A 15,591-nucleotide genomic window follows, 5' to 3' on the forward strand; every position below is an offset into this window, starting at 1 on the left:
GGCGGGCTCAGTGCGCGTCGGCGAGTTCGGCCTGCGAGCCGGTGGCGAGCGCGATGATGGCTTCCTGCGTGATGGGCGTATGCGTGTGGCCGCCGAGTTCGCCCGCGATTTCGCCTTCGCGCATCACGAGCACCCGGTCGGCGACGCCGATGATCTCCGGCAGTTCGCTCGAGATCACGATCACACCCACGCCGGCGCGGGCCAGTTCGTTGATGATCCGGTAGATCTCGGATTTCGCGCCGATGTCGACGCCGCGCGTCGGTTCGTCGAGGATCAGCACGCGCGGCTTCGTCTCGAGCAGGCGCGACAGCAGCACTTTCTGCTGGTTGCCGCCTGACAGCGCGCCGACGTTGACGTTCGCGTGGGGAACGCGGATCGACAGCGATGCAATCGCGTCGCGTGCCCGTTCGGCGCCGCGCGCGAGGTCGAGCGCACCGAGCCGCGCATCGCGGTTGCAGACCGAGATGTTGATGTTGTCGCGTACGCTCATGTCGAGGAACAGGCCCTGGCGCTTGCGGTCTTCGGTCAGGTAGACGAGCCCGGCGTCGATCGCGTCGCGCGGCGAGTGCGCGCCGAACGTGCGTTCGCCCACCTTCACGTTGCCGCGCACGCGCGGTTCCGCGCCGAAGATCAGCCGCGCGAGCTCGGTGCGGCCGGCGCCGACGAGCCCCGCGATGCCGAGCACTTCGCCGGCGTGCAGGTCGAGGCTGCAGCCGCGCACGCGCGCGCCGTCGGCGATGTCGCGTACCGACAGCAGCAGGTGGCCGGGGTCGTACGGCGCGTGTTCCTTCTTGTAAAAGCCGGAGATGTCGCGGCCGACCATCATCGCGACAAGACGCTCGGCCGACAGCGACGCGCGCTCGAGCGTGCCGACATACGTGCCGTCGCGCAGCACCGACACACGATCGGACAACTCGTAGATCTCCGCCATCCGGTGGCTGATGTAGATGATCGCGAGACCTTCCTCGCGCAACTGGCGGATCAGGCGGAACAGGTGTTCGGTCTCGCGCGACGACAGCGGCGTGGTCGGCTCGTCCATCACGAGGATGCGCGCGCGGGTGTGCACGGCGCGCGCGATCTCGACGAGCTGCTGTTCCGCGATCGACAGCGTGCCGACGAGCGTGTCGGGCCCGAACGATGCGCCCAGGCGCGCGAGCACGTCCTCGCAGCCGCGTGCCATCGCCGCGCGGTCGATCGTGCCCCAGCGCCGGTTGCCGCGCCGCAATTCGCGGCCGATATAAATGTTTTCCGCGACGCTCAGGTTCGGGGACAGGCACAGCTCCTGGTAGATCACCGCGACGCCAGCATCGCGCGCGGCAAGCGGGCCGTCGATGTCGATGCGTTCGCCGTCGATCAGGATCTCGCCGCCGGCGTCGGCGCGGTACGCGCCCGACAGGATTTTCATCAGCGTCGATTTGCCCGCGCCGTTTTCGCCCATCAGCGAGTGGATCTCGCCGGGATAGACGGTCAGGCTCACGTTGTCGAGCGCGCGCACGGCCGGGAACGTCTTGCTGATCCCGCGCATCTCGAGCAGCGGGCGAGGCGACTCAGATCGCGACATGGTTGACCTCCTGCGAATCGGTGCGGGCGCCCTTGAGGATGCCGGCCCGCGGGGAGAAGTTGAAATACATCGGCAGCGTGGCTGCGCCGATCGCGCCGGCGTCGGCGCCGAACGTGCCGCGCACGAGCACCGGCGTGCCGCGTGCTTCGGGCGCGGTGGCCACGAGCGCGGCACGCAGGCGCGTTGTCACCGCGTCGAGCAGGCCTGCGTCGGTATCGGCGTCGAGCACGACCACCGGCGCATCGACCACACACAGCACCGCGCGCAACGCCGGGGCGAGCGCGTCGACGCAATCGTCGATCCATTCGTCGACGGCGGGCAGGCCGCGAGCGATGCAGGCTTCGAGATCGGCCCGGTTGTCGACCGTCTCGCCGTGATGGCGCAGATGGCGCACGAGCGCATGCAGCGACGCACGCGCGAGCAGGATGTCCCACGGGCCACGCGGCGGCGGCGCGGAAGCGAGCCGGCTCGGCGGCACGGGAATCACGGCGATGTCGCCCGCGTTGCCGGTCACGCCGCGCAGGCAGTCGCCGTCGATCGCGATGCCGCCGCCGATCGCCGGCCCGATGAACAGATAGACGAAGTCGTCGCACTGCCGGCCGTATCCGTAGAACAGCTCGGCGATCGCGGCCGCGTTGCCGTCGTTCTCGCCGAATACCGGAAGCGACAGCATGCGACCGAGGTCGCTGGCGAAATCGACGTCTTCCCATGCGCGGAACGTGTCGGGTGCGAGACCGAGTTCGCGCATCCACGCGCCGAGGTTGTAGGGCTGCGCGACACCGATGCCGGTCAGGCGGGCGCGCTCGTGGTCGGGGAGCAGGGCCTGCATCGCTTCGATGTCATGGCGGACGATCTCGAGCACGTCGGCAGGCGGAGGCAGCAGCGTGTCGTGCGAGCGGCGGCCGAGCACGTCGCCCGCGAAGTTGACGAGCGCCGTTTCGATGCGCATCCGGTCGAGATGGACGCCGATGCCGAACGCGCCGCGCGGGTCGAGGCGAATCAGCGAAGCCGGCTGACCGCGCTGGCCTTCGGTGCGGCCCGCGAATTCGATCAGCTTCGCGTCGGCGAGCGATGTGATGATGCTGCCGACCGCCGTGCCCGTCATGTTCGCGAGGCGGGCGAGATCGGCCTTTGACGCGCTGCCTGCGCGGCGCAGCGTCTTCAGCAGCAGGCGCTCGTTGTAACGGCGCACGTTGGCCGAGTTGCTGCCCTGGCCGAAGTGCGGGCTTCTCATGGCGTCTCCTTCCATGGCGCGCCGTGCAGCGGCGCATTAAATAAATCACGTTGATTTATTTAACCGCGTGAACGCCGGCATGTCAGCCTAGGGAAATCCCGGTTTGAGGTGGAGGGCGGGGATGGTAGCTCGGGGCGTCGGGAATCGGGGATGGATCGTGGAAGGTCGGTCGTTCAGGCGGAAGGTGGCGTGGGTGGTGGCATGAACCCGGGCAGTGGGTCGTCGCCGGACTCGCAGCATGCCGCCGCAGTTTGCTTGCGCTGGCGGTGCAAATCGAAGCGGCTGGGTCTGCTCGAGAAGATGAGGGGGAGGTTTTTCCGGAGCCGGAAATGAAAAAAGGCCGGCTAGAAGCCGACCTTTTTAAAAACAGATGGTGCCCAGGAGAGGACTCGAACCTCCACGATGTTGCCACCGCTAGGACCTGAACCTAGTGCGTCTACCAATTCCGCCACCTGGGCACGTTTTGCAGTAGCTGCTTGCTGCAAAGAAGCGAAATTATAGCGCGTCTTTGGCAGCTGTCAACAGGATTTGAGGTCGCGAACGAAAATAATTTGACGGATTTGTTTGGGCATCGAGCGAGGTGCCCAAACATCGCGGCGGGGCGACCGACGTACATCGTCGAACACTTGTGATGGGCGGGTTTGCGCGGGCTGATCCCTTCCGGATGTCGGAAATGCAGGTGAGCCGACTGGAAGGGGCTTTTTCAGGAAGTGGAGGGTCAGGAGGGAGGGCTGGGTCGCGCATGTGTAACCCGAGTCACGCTTGCAAGCGCAGCCTTTCGACGCCCCGCTCGGAGCAACCAAGCGCTTTGCTTCCTGGGCTTGAAATGAAAAAAGGCCGGCTAGAAGCCGACCTTTTCAAAAAACAGATGGTGCCCAGGAGAGGACTCGAACCTCCACGATGTTGCCACCGCTAGGACCTGAACCTAGTGCGTCTACCAATTCCGCCACCTGGGCACGTTTCGCTTGCTGCGATGCGAAGACCGCTATTCTAGCGTGTCTTCGCAGCCTGTCAACACAATTTCATTCGAAGCGATAAAAATATTGCCCCTCGCGCGACGGATTCTCACGCGCCGACCGGAATCGCGCGTTTCGCGTCGAAGTTCCAGCGCTGCGCCTGACTCGTGTCGACTCGGGCCGGCAGCAGTCCCGCCGCGAGGAATGTGTCGGCGATCTTCTGCTGTTCGCCGAAGTTTTGTGCGACCACCGCGCGAACGAGGTAACTGCGCCGCGCGTTCGCGCGCGCGATCGTCGCCGCGTCGAGTCCCCAGATCGGCGCGAGCGTATTCGCTGCGTCCTGCGGGTGGTCGCGCAGCCACGTGCCGGCCTGCGACAACTGGTCGAACAGGATCTGGACGACGTCGGGCCGCGCAGTGGCGAAGCTGGTCGACGCGAGGTAGTAGCGCTGGTATGACGAGAGTCCGTTGCCGTCGGCGAGAATCCGTACGTCGGGATTGCGGTCGACCGATGCGACATAGGGATCCCACGTGATCCATGCGTCCACGCTGTCACGCTCGAACGCCGCGCGGCCGTCCGCGGGCGTCAGGTAGTGGATCGTCGCATCGGCCGGCCCGAGCTTCGCGCGTGCGAGTGCGGCAAGCAACAGGTAATGGCTGCCGGCCGCCTTCGTGACCGCAATGCGCGTGCCCTTGAGATCGGCGAGCGTACGCAGTGTGCTGTCCTGCTTGACGATGATCGCCTGCGCTTTCGGCGAAGGCGCTTCCTGTGCGACGTACACGAAACGCGCACGAGCAGCTTGTGCGAAGACCGGGACCGTATCGGCCACGTCGGCGCTGAAATCGACGGCGCCGACGTTGAGTGCTTCCGTCAGCGGCAATCCGCTTGCGAATTCATGCCACGACACGCGCAAGCCGAGCGGCGCCAGCGCCTGCTCGAGCGCGCCGCGCGTCTTGAGCAACGTGATGAGTGTCGACGACTTCTGGTAGCCGATGCGCAGCACATCGGGTGCGTTCTCGGCGCGCGCTCGGACGCCGGCGGCAGTGAGGCCTGCGGCCAGCATCGCGCGCGCGAATGCGCGGCGGTTCATCGGCGTCATGGATCGTGCTCCTTGTCTGGTTCGTTGCATTGAAGCGAGCCGGCTAACGTACCAACAGGGCGAGCGGACGATAACCGATAAATTCTGCTATCGATCCTGCTGGCGGGCATAAGAGCGGGGCGCCAGTGATTGCGGCGCGTCCATGCATGTGCGGTCGAAATGAAAAAGGCCGGCAGAAGCCGACCTTTTCAAAAAACAGATGATGCCCAGGAGAGGACTCGGTCACACATGCGCGACCCGGCTGCGCTTGCAAGCGCAGCCTTTCGAGTCCTCACGCAAAGCGCTGGGCTTGAAATGAAAAAAGGCCGGCTAGAAGCCGACCTTTTCAAAAAACAGATGGTGCCCAGGAGAGGACTCGAACCTCCACGATGTTGCCACCGCTAGGACCTGAACCTAGTGCGTCTACCAATTCCGCCACCTGGGCACGTTTTGCAGTAGCTGCTTGCTGCAAAGAAGCGAAATTATAGCGCCCCAATTAAACGTGTCAACACTTTTTTGCGATGCACCGCAAACCGGGCTCCGCCGCGCCTGCCGGCGGCATTCCCCGTCATTTGGCGACACAGGCGGGTGATAGAATGACCCGCCGCCGTCAATATAGAACTGTCTGGAGGACACCTCTATGTTGATGCCGTGCACCATCAGTCAACGCAACGAGAACAATCATCGACAAACCCTTGAGCAAATATCCGTACCCCATTCCGAGCCGTGAAGAGATTCTCGGCGTGCTGCGTACGAGCGACGCGCCGCTGGCCGCCAACGACATCGCCGAAGCACTGTCGATCAAGCGTCAGGAGCGCGAGGGGTTCTTCCGGCGTGTCGCCGCGATGGAGCGCGACGGCCAGATCCGCCTCGACAAGCGCGGCCACTACCAGTTGACCCATCCGTCGAACTTCGTCGCCGGGCGCGTGCAAGGGCATCGCGACGGCTACGGGTTCGTGATCCGCGACGACGGCCAGGACGACCTGTTCCTGCCGAACGGCGAAATGCAGAAGGTGATGCACAACGATCGCGTGCTCGCGCGGATCGTCGGCTACGATCGCCGCGGCCGCCCGGAAGGGCACGTCGTCGAAGTCACCGAGCGCGCGAACAAGCGCGTGATTGGCCGCCTGCTCAACGAGAACGGCGCGCTGATCGTCGCACCGGAAGACAAGCGCATCGGCCACGACATCCTGATCACGCAGAACGTGAAGAAGGCGAAGGTCGGGCAAGTCGTCGTCGTCGAGCTGACCGATTTCCCGAGCCGCCATTCGCAGCCGCTCGGCCGTGTCGTCGAGGTGCTCGGCGACATCGACGATCCGGGCATGGAAATCGAAATCGCGGTGCGCAAGTACGGCGTGCCGCACGAATTCAGCCAGCCGGCGCTCGACGAAGCCGCCGCGCTGCCCGACAAGGTGCGGCCGACCGACCTGCGTTTCCGCGTCGACCTGCGCGACGTGCCGCTCGTGACGATCGACGGCGAGGACGCACGCGACTTCGACGATGCCGTCTACTGCGAGCCGGTGAAGGTCGGCCGCGGCGACGGCTACCGGCTGATCGTCGCGATCGCCGACGTGTCGCATTACGTACAGCCTGGGAGCGCGCTCGATGCCGACGCGCTCGAGCGCAGCACGTCGGTCTACTTCCCGCGCCGCGTGATTCCGATGCTGCCGGAGAAGCTGTCGAACGGCCTCTGCTCGTTGAATCCGCAGGTCGACCGTTGCGTGCTCGCGTGCGACATGGTGATCACCGGGCGCGGCGAGATCAAGGCGTACCAGTTCTACCCGGCCGTCATCCATTCGGCTGCGCGCCTCACGTACACCGAAGTCGCGGCCGTGCTGTCGAATACGAAGGGGCCGGAGGCCGCGCGCCGCGCGGATCTGCTGCCGCACCTGCAGGATCTGTACGGCGTCTACAAGTCGCTGTTCGCCGCGCGGCAGAAGCGCGGCGCGATCGACTTCGACACGACCGAGACCTACATCGTCTGCAACTCGCAGGGCAAGATCGAGCAGATCGTGCCGCGCCAGCGTAACGACGCGCACAAGCTGATCGAGGAATGCATGCTGGCCGCAAACGTCTGCGCGGCCGATTTCCTGAAGCGCAACAAGCATCCGGGCCTGTACCGCGTGCACGCGGGGCCGACGCCGGAGAAGCTCGAGAACCTGCGTGCGTTCCTGCGCGGCATGGGCCTGTCGCTCGGCGGCGGCGACAAGCCGCATGCGAGCGACTACGCGGCGCTGATGGCGCAGATCCGCGACCGGCCCGATGCACAGATGCTGCAGCCGATGCTGCTGCGCTCGATGCAGCAGGCCGTCTACAGCCCGGACAACATCGGTCACTTCGGCCTGGCCTACGAGGCGTACGCGCACTTCACGAGCCCGATCCGCCGTTATCCGGACCTGCTCACGCACCGCGCGATCTACGCGATCCTGTCCGGCAAGAAATACGTGCCGAAGGCACCGGACGGCTTCGAGCTGAACACCGCGCTGTCACCGCGCGCCCGTGCGATGCAGCAGGCCGACGACGAAACGCGCGGCCGCTCGCGCTCGAATACGGCGATCTGGGAAGAACTCGGCCTGCACTGCTCGGCGAACGAGCGCCGCGCGGACGAAGCGTCGCGCGACGTCGAGGCCTGGCTCAAGTGCTACTTCATGCGCGACAAGCTCGGCGAGGAGTACGGCGGGATGGTGAACGGCGTCACGTCGTTCGGCATCTTCGTGCAGCTCGACACGCTTTTCATCGAAGGGCTCGTGCACGTCACCGAACTCGGCTCGGACTACTTCCAGTACGACGAAATCAAGAACGAGCTGCGCGGCGAACGGACGGGCATCCGCTATCGTCTGTCGGATCGCGTGCGCGTACAGGTGAGCCGTGTCGATCTCGACGCGCGCAAGATCGACTTCCGCCTCGTGCGCGATACGCCGGTGAAGGCGCCGCGTCCGTCGCCCGCGCCGGCTTCGGCTGGCGGCGGTATCGACCGTAACGGCCCGCGTGTCCGTGCTCTGCCGCAGGCGGAAGAACCCGCGCCGCGCCGCAAGAAGGCCGCGAGCGCGCCGAGCGTCACGGTGAAGGACGCGCGCGCCGCGCGTGCCGCCGCGAAGAAGAAGGGCGGTAGTGCCGGCAACGGCGGCGGCGGTGCGGCGGCGAAGCCGACCGCGAAGAAGACCCGCGCCCGCAAGAAGTATTGAGCGTTCGGGGCGGCGCCATGCGCACGCCCCGCAGTATCGAGAGACGCCGCGTCACCGGTCATCGGCCGGCAACGCGGCGCTTTCCTTTTCCATGGATCGCGGCTGCGCGCGTCGCGCGGCCGCACGTTTGATCGAAGGTTGTTCCAGTCATGTCACGTCTGAAGGTTCTTTACGGTTTTCATGCGGTGACCGCACGTTTGCGGCACGATGCATCGACGGTTGCGGAGGTGCTGTACGACCAGACGCGCCGCGACCGCCGCATGCAGGACTTCCTGCACGCCGCGAAGGAAGCGGGCGTGCGGCTGATCGCGGCCGATGAAACGCGCCTGTGGGGCCTCGCACATACCGAGCGCCACCAGGGCGTCGTCGCGCGTGTCGAGGACATCCCGCTCGCGCAGAACCTGTCCGAACTGCTCGACGGCATCCAGGGCCCCGCGCTGCTGCTGGTGCTCGACGGCGTCACCGATCCGCACAACCTCGGCGCATGCCTGCGTGTCGCCGATTCGGCCGGCGCGCACGCGGTGATCGCGCCGCGCGACCGTGCGGTCGGCCTGAACGCGACCGCCGCCAAGGTGGCGAGCGGCGCGGCCGATACGGTGCCGTACATCACGGTGACGAACCTCGCCCGTGCGCTGCGCGAGCTGAAGGACGCCGGCGTGTGGGTCATCGGCACGTCGGACGAAGCCTCGGCAACGCTCTACGAAACGAAGCTCGACGGCCCCGTCGCGCTCGTGATGGGCGCGGAAGGCGAAGGCATGCGCCGGCTCACGCGCGACACCTGCGACGAAGTGATGAGCATTCCGATGGCCGGCAGCGTCGAAAGCCTGAACGTGTCGGTCGCAAGCGGCGTGTGCCTGTACGAAGCCGTGCGCCAGCGGCGCGTGAAGGGCTGACGCAGGCCGTCCCGCGCGGCTTGCGCGGGCCTCCAATGACCCGAACGACGCGTGCCGCGATCCGGTGCGGCACGCGGCCCTCCGGAGCGCGCGACCGATGACCCTGTTCCGCATAGGCGCATCCTGCGCCGTGCTGTGCCTGCTGGCTGCCTGCACGTCGCCGACGCTCGTCGAACGCGGCACCTACTATGCCGACACGAGCCTGCACGCGCGCGGTGCCGATTCGCGGATCCGGTTTCTCGTGATGCATTACACCGAAAGCGACGAGGCGAAATCGCTGCGCACGCTGACGGGCGATTCGGTCAGCGTGCATTACGTGATCCCGCCTCAGCCGCGCATCGAGCGCGGGCTGCCCGTCGTCTACCAGCTCGTTCCGGAATCGGAGCGCGCATGGCACGCGGGCGTCAGCGAGTGGCAGGGCACGACCGAGCTGAACGCGGTGTCGATCGGCATCGAGAACGTGAACCGCGGCCCGCTCGATCCGCAGAACCGCACCTGGCAGCCGTATCCGCCCGAGCAGGTCGCCGCACTGACCCGGCTGTCGAAGGACATCGTCGCGCGCTACGCGATTCCTTCGACGCGCGTGGTCGGGCACAGCGACATCGCGCCACAACGCAAGATCGATCCAGGGCCGCTGTTCCCGTGGCATGCGTTGGCGCAGGCCGGTGTCGGTGCGTGGCCGGACGCCGCGACCGTGGCGGCGCGGCTCGCCGGTCGTGATCCGCATGCGCCGGTCGACGTGCGCGAACTGCAGCTCAAGCTCGCGCGCTACGGCTACGACGTGGCGACCGACGGCGTGCTCGACGAACGTACGCGACGCGTGTTCGCGGCGTTTCAGATGCATTTCAGGCCGGCCGACTACGCGGGTAATCCGGACGCCGAAACCGATGCGATCGCGCAGGCGTTGCTCGACAAGTACTTCGCCGGCACGCAACCCGCGGACCATGCGCCCGCGGCAGGTGAGCCCTGAACCCGCGGCGCCCCGCACGCCGAAAAACGCGGGCCGTCATCCGACTCCGGTAAACTGGCGGTTTTCCGCAATCCCGCAGCTTTACCACTCCATGACTCAAGACGAACTCAAACGCCTCGTCGGCCAGGCCGCCGCCGACTACGTGATCCAGAACGTGCCGGAAGGTGCCGTGATCGGCGTCGGCACCGGCTCGACCGCCAACTGCTTCATCGACGCGCTCGCCGTCGTCAAGGCGCGCTATCGCGGCGCCGTGTCGAGCTCCGTCGCCACGACCGAACGCCTGAAATCGCACGGCATCAAGGTGTTCGACCTGAACGAGGTCGACTCGCTGCAGGTGTACGTCGATGGCGCCGACGAGATCGACGCGGGCGGCGCGATGATCAAGGGCGGCGGCGGTGCGCTCACGCGCGAGAAGATCGTCGCATCGGTGGCCGACACGTTCGTCTGCATCGCCGACGCCAGCAAGCGCGTGCCGGTGCTCGGCGCATTCCCGCTGCCGATCGAAGTCGTGCCGATGGCACGCACGGCGATCGGCCGGCGCGTGACCGCACTCGGCGGCGTGCCCGTGCTGCGCGTGACGAAGGACGGTGCGCCGTACATCACCGACAACGGTAACGAGATCATCGACGTGAAGGGGCTGCAGATCGCCGACCCGCGCGGCTTCGAAGCGCAGGTGAACGCATGGCCGGGCGTCGTGACGGTCGGCCTGTTCGCCGAGCGCGGCGCGAATCTGTGCTTGCTCGGCACGGAAAACGGCGTTGAAACGATCGTTTATTCGGCCAATTGAAAGATATGGAAAGCAGTCCGTAACGGTATGCCATGTACCGTAATGAACTGAATGTTTAAATCTTGTGGAATTCGGGGCCCGGTAGGCGCAATGCGCTTCCCGGGCCTTATTTTTAGCCGTATAAATCACCCCGTCAAAAAGAGGGATAACCCTGTCAGGTGTTTACCAGATAGCGAAATGTCCTCGAACTCATCAACTTATAGATCATAAGAACAGTCGTAACCAGGGCCGGCGGAACTGCGGAGCAGGTGTTCGCAAATCGACGCACGGGGAGGTGTCATGGAGCAGGGCAAAGACCGGTCACTGGTCGCCAAAGTGATGGATGGGCTTGTCTCGGGTATCGTCGAAGACAAGTACGGCGGCATCTTGCCGCCGCAGGACGTGCTGTCGAAAGAGTTCGATGTGAGTCGCACCGTGATGCGGGAAGCGTTGTCGATGTTGCTTGCGCGCGACATGCTCGACGTGCGTCCGAAAGTCGGCACGCGCGTGCGTCCGATGCGCGACTGGCGCATGATCGACGAAGACGTGGTGAGCTGGCGCTTCCGGGCGAAACCCGATCCGCAGTTCATGCGCGACGTCATCGAATTCCGGATGCTGATCGAACCGCGCGCGACCGCGCAGGCGGCAGTGCGCGCAACGGCGGCGGACATCGCGGGCATCCGTGAAGCGTTCGATGCGTTCAAGGTGCTGCAGCCGGGCGACCCCGGTTACGACACGGCGGACGAGTTGCTGCACACGCGGATCGTTCAGGCGAGCGGTAACCAGTTCTTCCAGCAGATGGCGGCGATCGTACGCGGCGCGGTGCGCCTCGTGAATCCGCGTGTCGTGCAGAAGGAGGGCGCGCACGACGTCGTGGTGAAGGCGCATGCGCGTGTGGTCGACGCAATCGAGCGGCGCGACCCGCGCGAAGCCGAAGCCGCTTCGCTCGCGCTGATCGATTTCAGCGCCGACGAGATCTCGCGCGATTTCTCCGTCGACGTGCCCATGCGCGCCTGACGCGGCGCGTTTCGCTCATCCGTGTGCCGCCGGGCCGTTTATCATGACGTCCGGCCGGCAGCGTGCCGGCCACCGTCATACGACCGACACGGAAGATCAGGATGAACGACAACGACCATCGCCCGGTGCTCTTCGGCATCATCGGCGCAGGCAGCATTGCGCGCCGCTTCGCGCAAAGCCTCGCACATGTGCCGGGCGCCACGCTCGCCGGTGCCTGGGCTCGCCGCGCGGACGCCGCGGCAGCCTTTTGCGGCGCATACGGCGGTTCGCCTGCCGCCAGCCTCGAAGCACTCCTCGCGAGCGATATCGACGCGGTCTACATCGCGACGCTCCATGACAGTCACGCGCAGTACACGCTGGCCGCGCTTGCCGCCGGCAAGGCCGTGCTGTGCGAAAAACCCGCGACGCTGAACGCGGCGCAGCTCGACACCGTGCTGCAAGCGGCACGCGACGCCGGGCGGCTTTTCATGGAGGCGATGAAGCCGCCGTTCTTCCCGCTGTACCGTCAGTTGCGCGCGCACCTGCAGGACGATCCGATCGGCGAGATCCGGCTCGTACGGGCAGGGTGCGCGTCGTCGTCGGTACCCGGCGACCATTCCGTCTATCGCCTCGATCGCGCGGGCGGTGCGCTGCTCGACATCGGGATCTACGAGACCTTTCTCGCGGTCGACTGGCTCGGTGCGGCGCTCGACGTACAGACGCTCGGCCGCGTCGGCGCGACGGGTGTCGACCTGTTCGCGAGCCTGAACAGCGTGCATGCGCACGGCGGGATCGCCCAGCTTTTTTGCGGGCTCGACGTGATGGGGCGTGGCGACGCGCTGATTGCCGCAGCCGGCGGCCATGTAACGATTCACGAGAAGTGGTGGAACCCGGTGCGCGCGACGATCAGCTATGCGGACGGGCGCACCGTCGAACTCGACGCACCGGCTGAAGGCGGCGGATTGAACTACGAGACCGCGCACTTCTGCGACCTGCTGCGCGCGGGCAAGACCGAAAGCCCGATCATGACGCACGACCATTCGCGGCAGATGATCGCGATGACCGATGCCGCGCGAGCGGCGCTCGGCGTGCGCTATTCGGGCGAGTAAGCGGGAAGGAAGGCGCCGGGCGCGCGCGGGCGGCCCGGCGAACGGCCGGTGCTCAGTGCCGCGTCGGCAGCGACAGGCGTTTTTCGTACCAGCGCTGCACCCATTCGAGGACCTGGCACAGGATCCAGTACACGGCCGCGGCGGCGAGATAAAGTGGCAGCGGCTGATAGGTCGCCGCGATCACTTCCTGCGCACTGCGCAGCAGTTCGGTCACGGTGATCACGGACACGAGCGACGTGTCCTTGATCAGGCTGATCAGGCTGTTCGACAGGCTCGGCACCGCGATGCGCAGCGCCTGCGGACCGATCACGTAGCGCAGCGTTTGCCCCCACGACAGCCCGAGGCTGTACGCGGCGAGCCATTGGCCGCGCGCGATCCCGTTGATCGCGCCGCGCATGCTTTCCGACATGTACGCCGCGACGTTCGCGGACAGCGCGATGACGCCGGCGGGCGTCGGGTCGAGCGAGATGCCGAGGCTCGGCAGCCCGTAATAGATGACGAAGATCTGCACGAGCAGCGGCGTGCCGCGCATCAGGCTCACGTACGCGCGTGCCAGCCACGCGAGCGCGTTGACCCAGATGCGTTCGAAGCCGTCGAGCGCTTCGCTTTGCCGGATGCCCATCATCGCGAGCACGACGGCGCCAAGCAGGCCGAACACCATCGACAGCACGGCGAACTTGACAGTCAGCACGGCACCCTGGGCGAGCACCGGCAGCGATTGGACGAGCAGGGACGTTGTCGACATGGAATACGAATCGAATGCGTGCGCGAAAGCGCAATCATAAACCGGACGAACAAAACAAAGGGCGGCATCGTTACGGATGCCGCCCTTTCCGGCCCGCCGTCCGGCGGGAAATGCAGGCGTACTTACTTGATCGGTTTCGTCACGTCGATGCCGAACCATTTGTCGGAGATCTTCGTGAACGTGCCGTCGGCCTCAAGTTGCGCCATCGCGTCGTCGATCGCCTTCTGGAACTTCGGGTTGCCCTTCTTGAACGGGATGCCCGACGGGTTCGCCGAGCCGACGTTCGCGCCCGGGCGCAGCGGCAGTTGCGAATTCTTCGTCAGGTACGCGAGCATCAGGCGGTCGTTGAGCGCGGCGTCGAGTCGGCCGGCCGCGAGATCGCGCAGGTACTCGGGCGCGCCCGGGTACGTCTTCACGTCGATGCCGGGCACCGACTTCGCCATGTCCATGTAGTTCGTGCCGAGCGCGACGCCGAGCTTCTTGCCCTTCAGGTCATCCAGCGACTTGAACTCGCGCGTGTCGTCCTTGCGCTGGATCAGCTGCGCGGACGAAAACGTGTAAGGCGGCGAGAAGTCGAGCGTTTCCTTGCGCTTGTCGGTGATGCCGACCTGGTTGGAGATCACGTCGAACTTGCCGGCCTGCAGACCCGCAATGATGCCGCTCCATTCGGTCGTCACGAATTCCGCCTTCACGCCGAGCTTCGCGGCCACGGCTTTCGCGATGTCGACGTCGAAGCCGACGAGTTCGCCTTGCGGGTTCTTCGAGTTGAACGGCGGGAACGTGCCTTCGAGGCCGACCCGCAGCGTGCCGCGTTGTTTCACCTGGTCGAGGAGGTCGGCCGCATGCGCGGTGGCGGCAGCGAGCGACGTGCCGATCAGGCCGGCAACCAGCAGCTTCTTCAGCAGCGCAATCTTCATCGTGTGTTTCCTTGCCCTGTCCGGGTCATTGATTCTGGTAATGAGGGTCGATGATAGCAAAAATGCAATCGGCCTCTAAATACCGTTTGTTTATGCCTATATTACGCGGTGCGTTCGCGGGCGACGGCCTTCACGCATTCCGCGACGAGCGCGGGGCCGCGGTAGATGAAGCCCGTGTAGAGCTGCACGAGCGCTGCGCCGGCCGCGAGCTTCGCACGGGCGTCCTCGCCCGAGAAAATGCCGCCGACGCCGATGATGGGCACTTCGCTGCCGACTTCTGCGTGCAGCTTGCGGATCACTTCGTTCGACGCGTCGAACACGGGGCGGCCCGACAGGCCGCCGGCTTCGTCCGCATGCGGCAGGCCCTGGACGGCCGCGCGCGACAGCGTCGTGTTGGTGGCGATGACCGCCTCGATCTTGTGGCGCAGCAACGTGTCGCCGATTTCCTTGACCTGTTCGTCGTCGAGATCGGGGGCGATCTTCAGCGCGAGCGGCACGAGCTTGCCGTGCAAGTCGGCAAGGCGCTGCTGCTTGTCCTTCAGCGCCGCGAGCAGCGCGTCGAGCTCGCCCGCGCCCTGCAGCTGGCGCAGGTTCTTCGTGTTCGGCGACGAGATGTTGATCGTTACGTAGCTCGCGAACGGGTACACGCGCTCGAGGCAGTACAGGTAATCCTCTGCGGCGCGCTCGATCGGCGTATCGGCGTTCTTGCCGATGTTCAGGCCGAGGATGCCCCGATAGCGGGCAGCCTGGACGTTCTTCACGAACTGGTCGACACCGTGATTGTTGAAGCCCATCCGGTTGATCAGTGCCTCGGCCTGCGGCAGGCGGAACATCCGCGGGCGCGGGTTGCCGGGCTGCGGGCGCGGCGTAACCGTACCGACCTCGATGAAGCCGAAGCCGAGTGCCGCAAGGCCGTCGATGGCCGCGCCGTCCTTGTCGAGGCCTGCCGCGAGGCCGACCGGGTTGCGGAACGTGAGCCCCATCACGGTGCGCGGCGCGTCGGGCACGCGGGCCGACAGCGCGCAGGCAAGGCCCGTGCGGCCGGCCGCGCCGAGCGCGCGCAGCGTGAGGTGGTGAGCGTCTTCCGCATCCATCTTGAACAGGGATGCGCGGGCCAGCGGATAAAGGGAACTGAACACGGGAATAGGGCGGACAGCCGGAATGGATGACAACCCGGTATT

General features: G+C 66.0%; 12 protein-coding genes and 3 tRNA genes. 6 read left to right on the top strand and 9 right to left on the bottom strand.

The window, feature by feature from the left end; all coding sequences use genetic code 11:
• Positions 1 to 7: 7 nt before the first annotated feature.
• From VK92_RS17435 to VK92_RS17460, 6 genes are all read right to left on the bottom strand, one after another.
• On the bottom strand, positions 8 to 1,561 hold the full coding sequence (locus VK92_RS17435; RefSeq protein WP_021161551.1) for a sugar ABC transporter ATP-binding protein: 1,554 nt from the start codon (positions 1,559 to 1,561) through the stop codon (positions 8 to 10).
• Positions 1,548 to 2,795 carry an ROK family protein gene (locus VK92_RS17440; protein ID WP_048020803.1) on the bottom strand — a complete coding sequence of 416 codons (1,248 nt, stop codon included), beginning with the start codon at positions 2,793 to 2,795 and terminating at the stop codon, positions 1,548 to 1,550. The genes VK92_RS17435 and VK92_RS17440 overlap by 14 nt, the downstream gene beginning before the upstream one ends.
• Positions 2,796 to 3,166: 371 nt before the next feature.
• Positions 3,167 to 3,253 (bottom strand) — tRNA-Leu (locus tag VK92_RS17445).
• Between the two features lie 411 nt (positions 3,254 to 3,664).
• Positions 3,665 to 3,751: transfer RNA gene (locus tag VK92_RS17450), tRNA-Leu, on the bottom strand.
• Between the two features lie 109 nt (positions 3,752 to 3,860).
• Positions 3,861 to 4,850, bottom strand: coding sequence for an aliphatic sulfonate ABC transporter substrate-binding protein (locus tag VK92_RS17455; RefSeq protein WP_048020701.1), 990 nt, complete (start codon positions 4,848 to 4,850; stop codon positions 3,861 to 3,863).
• Positions 4,851 to 5,187: 337 nt separating this feature from the next.
• Positions 5,188 to 5,274: transfer RNA gene (locus VK92_RS17460), tRNA-Leu, on the bottom strand.
• Positions 5,275 to 5,524: 250 nt separating this feature from the next.
• Here VK92_RS17460 and rnr point away from each other — a divergent pair.
• From rnr to VK92_RS17490, 6 genes are all read left to right on the top strand, one after another.
• Positions 5,525 to 8,014: a ribonuclease R gene (rnr, locus tag VK92_RS17465; protein ID WP_048020699.1), complete on the top strand. Its 2,490-nt coding sequence runs from the start codon at positions 5,525 to 5,527 to the stop codon at positions 8,012 to 8,014.
• A 149-nt stretch (positions 8,015 to 8,163) separates the two neighbouring features.
• Entirely contained in the window at positions 8,164 to 8,907 is a 744-nt protein-coding gene (gene rlmB / locus VK92_RS17470; RefSeq protein WP_021161555.1) for a 23S rRNA (guanosine(2251)-2'-O)-methyltransferase RlmB, read from the top strand.
• A 97-nt stretch (positions 8,908 to 9,004) separates the two neighbouring features.
• Positions 9,005 to 9,877: an N-acetylmuramoyl-L-alanine amidase gene (locus VK92_RS17475; RefSeq protein WP_048020697.1), complete on the top strand. Its 873-nt coding sequence runs from the start codon at positions 9,005 to 9,007 to the stop codon at positions 9,875 to 9,877.
• 91 nt (positions 9,878 to 9,968) lie between these two features.
• Positions 9,969 to 10,664 carry a ribose-5-phosphate isomerase RpiA gene (gene rpiA / locus VK92_RS17480; protein ID WP_027787641.1) on the top strand — a complete coding sequence of 232 codons (696 nt, stop codon included), beginning with the start codon at positions 9,969 to 9,971 and terminating at the stop codon, positions 10,662 to 10,664.
• 279 nt (positions 10,665 to 10,943) lie between these two features.
• Complete coding sequence (locus VK92_RS17485) at positions 10,944 to 11,660, top strand: FadR/GntR family transcriptional regulator (RefSeq protein ID WP_021161556.1); 717 nt, start codon at positions 10,944 to 10,946, stop codon at positions 11,658 to 11,660.
• Between the two features lie 101 nt (positions 11,661 to 11,761).
• A complete protein-coding gene (locus VK92_RS17490; protein ID WP_048020695.1) occupies positions 11,762 to 12,748 on the top strand; it encodes a Gfo/Idh/MocA family protein in 987 nt (328 codons plus the stop codon).
• A 52-nt stretch (positions 12,749 to 12,800) separates the two neighbouring features.
• Here the strand turns inward: VK92_RS17490 and VK92_RS17495 are convergent, their stop codons facing one another.
• The 3 genes from VK92_RS17495 to VK92_RS17505 form a co-directional block, all read right to left on the bottom strand.
• Complete coding sequence (locus tag VK92_RS17495) at positions 12,801 to 13,493, bottom strand: amino acid ABC transporter permease (protein WP_039358850.1); 693 nt, start codon at positions 13,491 to 13,493, stop codon at positions 12,801 to 12,803.
• A gap of 122 nt (positions 13,494 to 13,615) precedes the next feature.
• The gene (locus VK92_RS17500; RefSeq protein ID WP_048020692.1) at positions 13,616 to 14,410 is read right to left on the bottom strand and encodes a cystine ABC transporter substrate-binding protein; all 795 of its coding nucleotides are present in this window, start codon (positions 14,408 to 14,410) and stop codon (positions 13,616 to 13,618) included.
• A gap of 101 nt (positions 14,411 to 14,511) precedes the next feature.
• Positions 14,512 to 15,549, bottom strand: a complete 1,038-nt coding sequence (locus VK92_RS17505) for a quinone-dependent dihydroorotate dehydrogenase (RefSeq protein ID WP_021161559.1) — start codon at positions 15,547 to 15,549, stop codon at positions 14,512 to 14,514.
• Positions 15,550 to 15,591: the final 42 nt, after the last annotated feature.

Origin of the sequence: Burkholderia sp. LK4 (assembly GCF_001043615.1) — a bacterium.
Taxonomy (GTDB): domain Bacteria; phylum Pseudomonadota; class Gammaproteobacteria; order Burkholderiales; family Burkholderiaceae; genus Burkholderia; species Burkholderia cepacia.

Excerpts from the sequence above, each read along its gene's own strand:
- VK92_RS17435 (WP_021161551.1), bottom strand. The coding sequence starts at position 1,561 with ATGTCGCGATCTGAGTCGCCTCGCCCGCTGCTCGAGATGCGCGGGATC.
- VK92_RS17440 (WP_048020803.1), bottom strand. The coding sequence starts at position 2,795 with ATGAGAAGCCCGCACTTCGGCCAGGGCAGCAACTCGGCCAACGTGCGC.
- VK92_RS17455 (WP_048020701.1), bottom strand. The coding sequence starts at position 4,850 with ATGACGCCGATGAACCGCCGCGCATTCGCGCGCGCGATGCTGGCCGCA.
- rlmB (WP_021161555.1), top strand. The coding sequence starts at position 8,164 with ATGTCACGTCTGAAGGTTCTTTACGGTTTTCATGCGGTGACCGCACGT.
- VK92_RS17475 (WP_048020697.1), top strand. The coding sequence starts at position 9,005 with ATGACCCTGTTCCGCATAGGCGCATCCTGCGCCGTGCTGTGCCTGCTG.
- rpiA (WP_027787641.1), top strand. The coding sequence starts at position 9,969 with ATGACTCAAGACGAACTCAAACGCCTCGTCGGCCAGGCCGCCGCCGAC.
- VK92_RS17485 (WP_021161556.1), top strand. The coding sequence starts at position 10,944 with ATGGAGCAGGGCAAAGACCGGTCACTGGTCGCCAAAGTGATGGATGGG.
- VK92_RS17490 (WP_048020695.1), top strand. The coding sequence starts at position 11,762 with ATGAACGACAACGACCATCGCCCGGTGCTCTTCGGCATCATCGGCGCA.
- VK92_RS17495 (WP_039358850.1), bottom strand. The coding sequence starts at position 13,493 with ATGTCGACAACGTCCCTGCTCGTCCAATCGCTGCCGGTGCTCGCCCAG.
- VK92_RS17500 (WP_048020692.1), bottom strand. The coding sequence starts at position 14,410 with ATGAAGATTGCGCTGCTGAAGAAGCTGCTGGTTGCCGGCCTGATCGGC.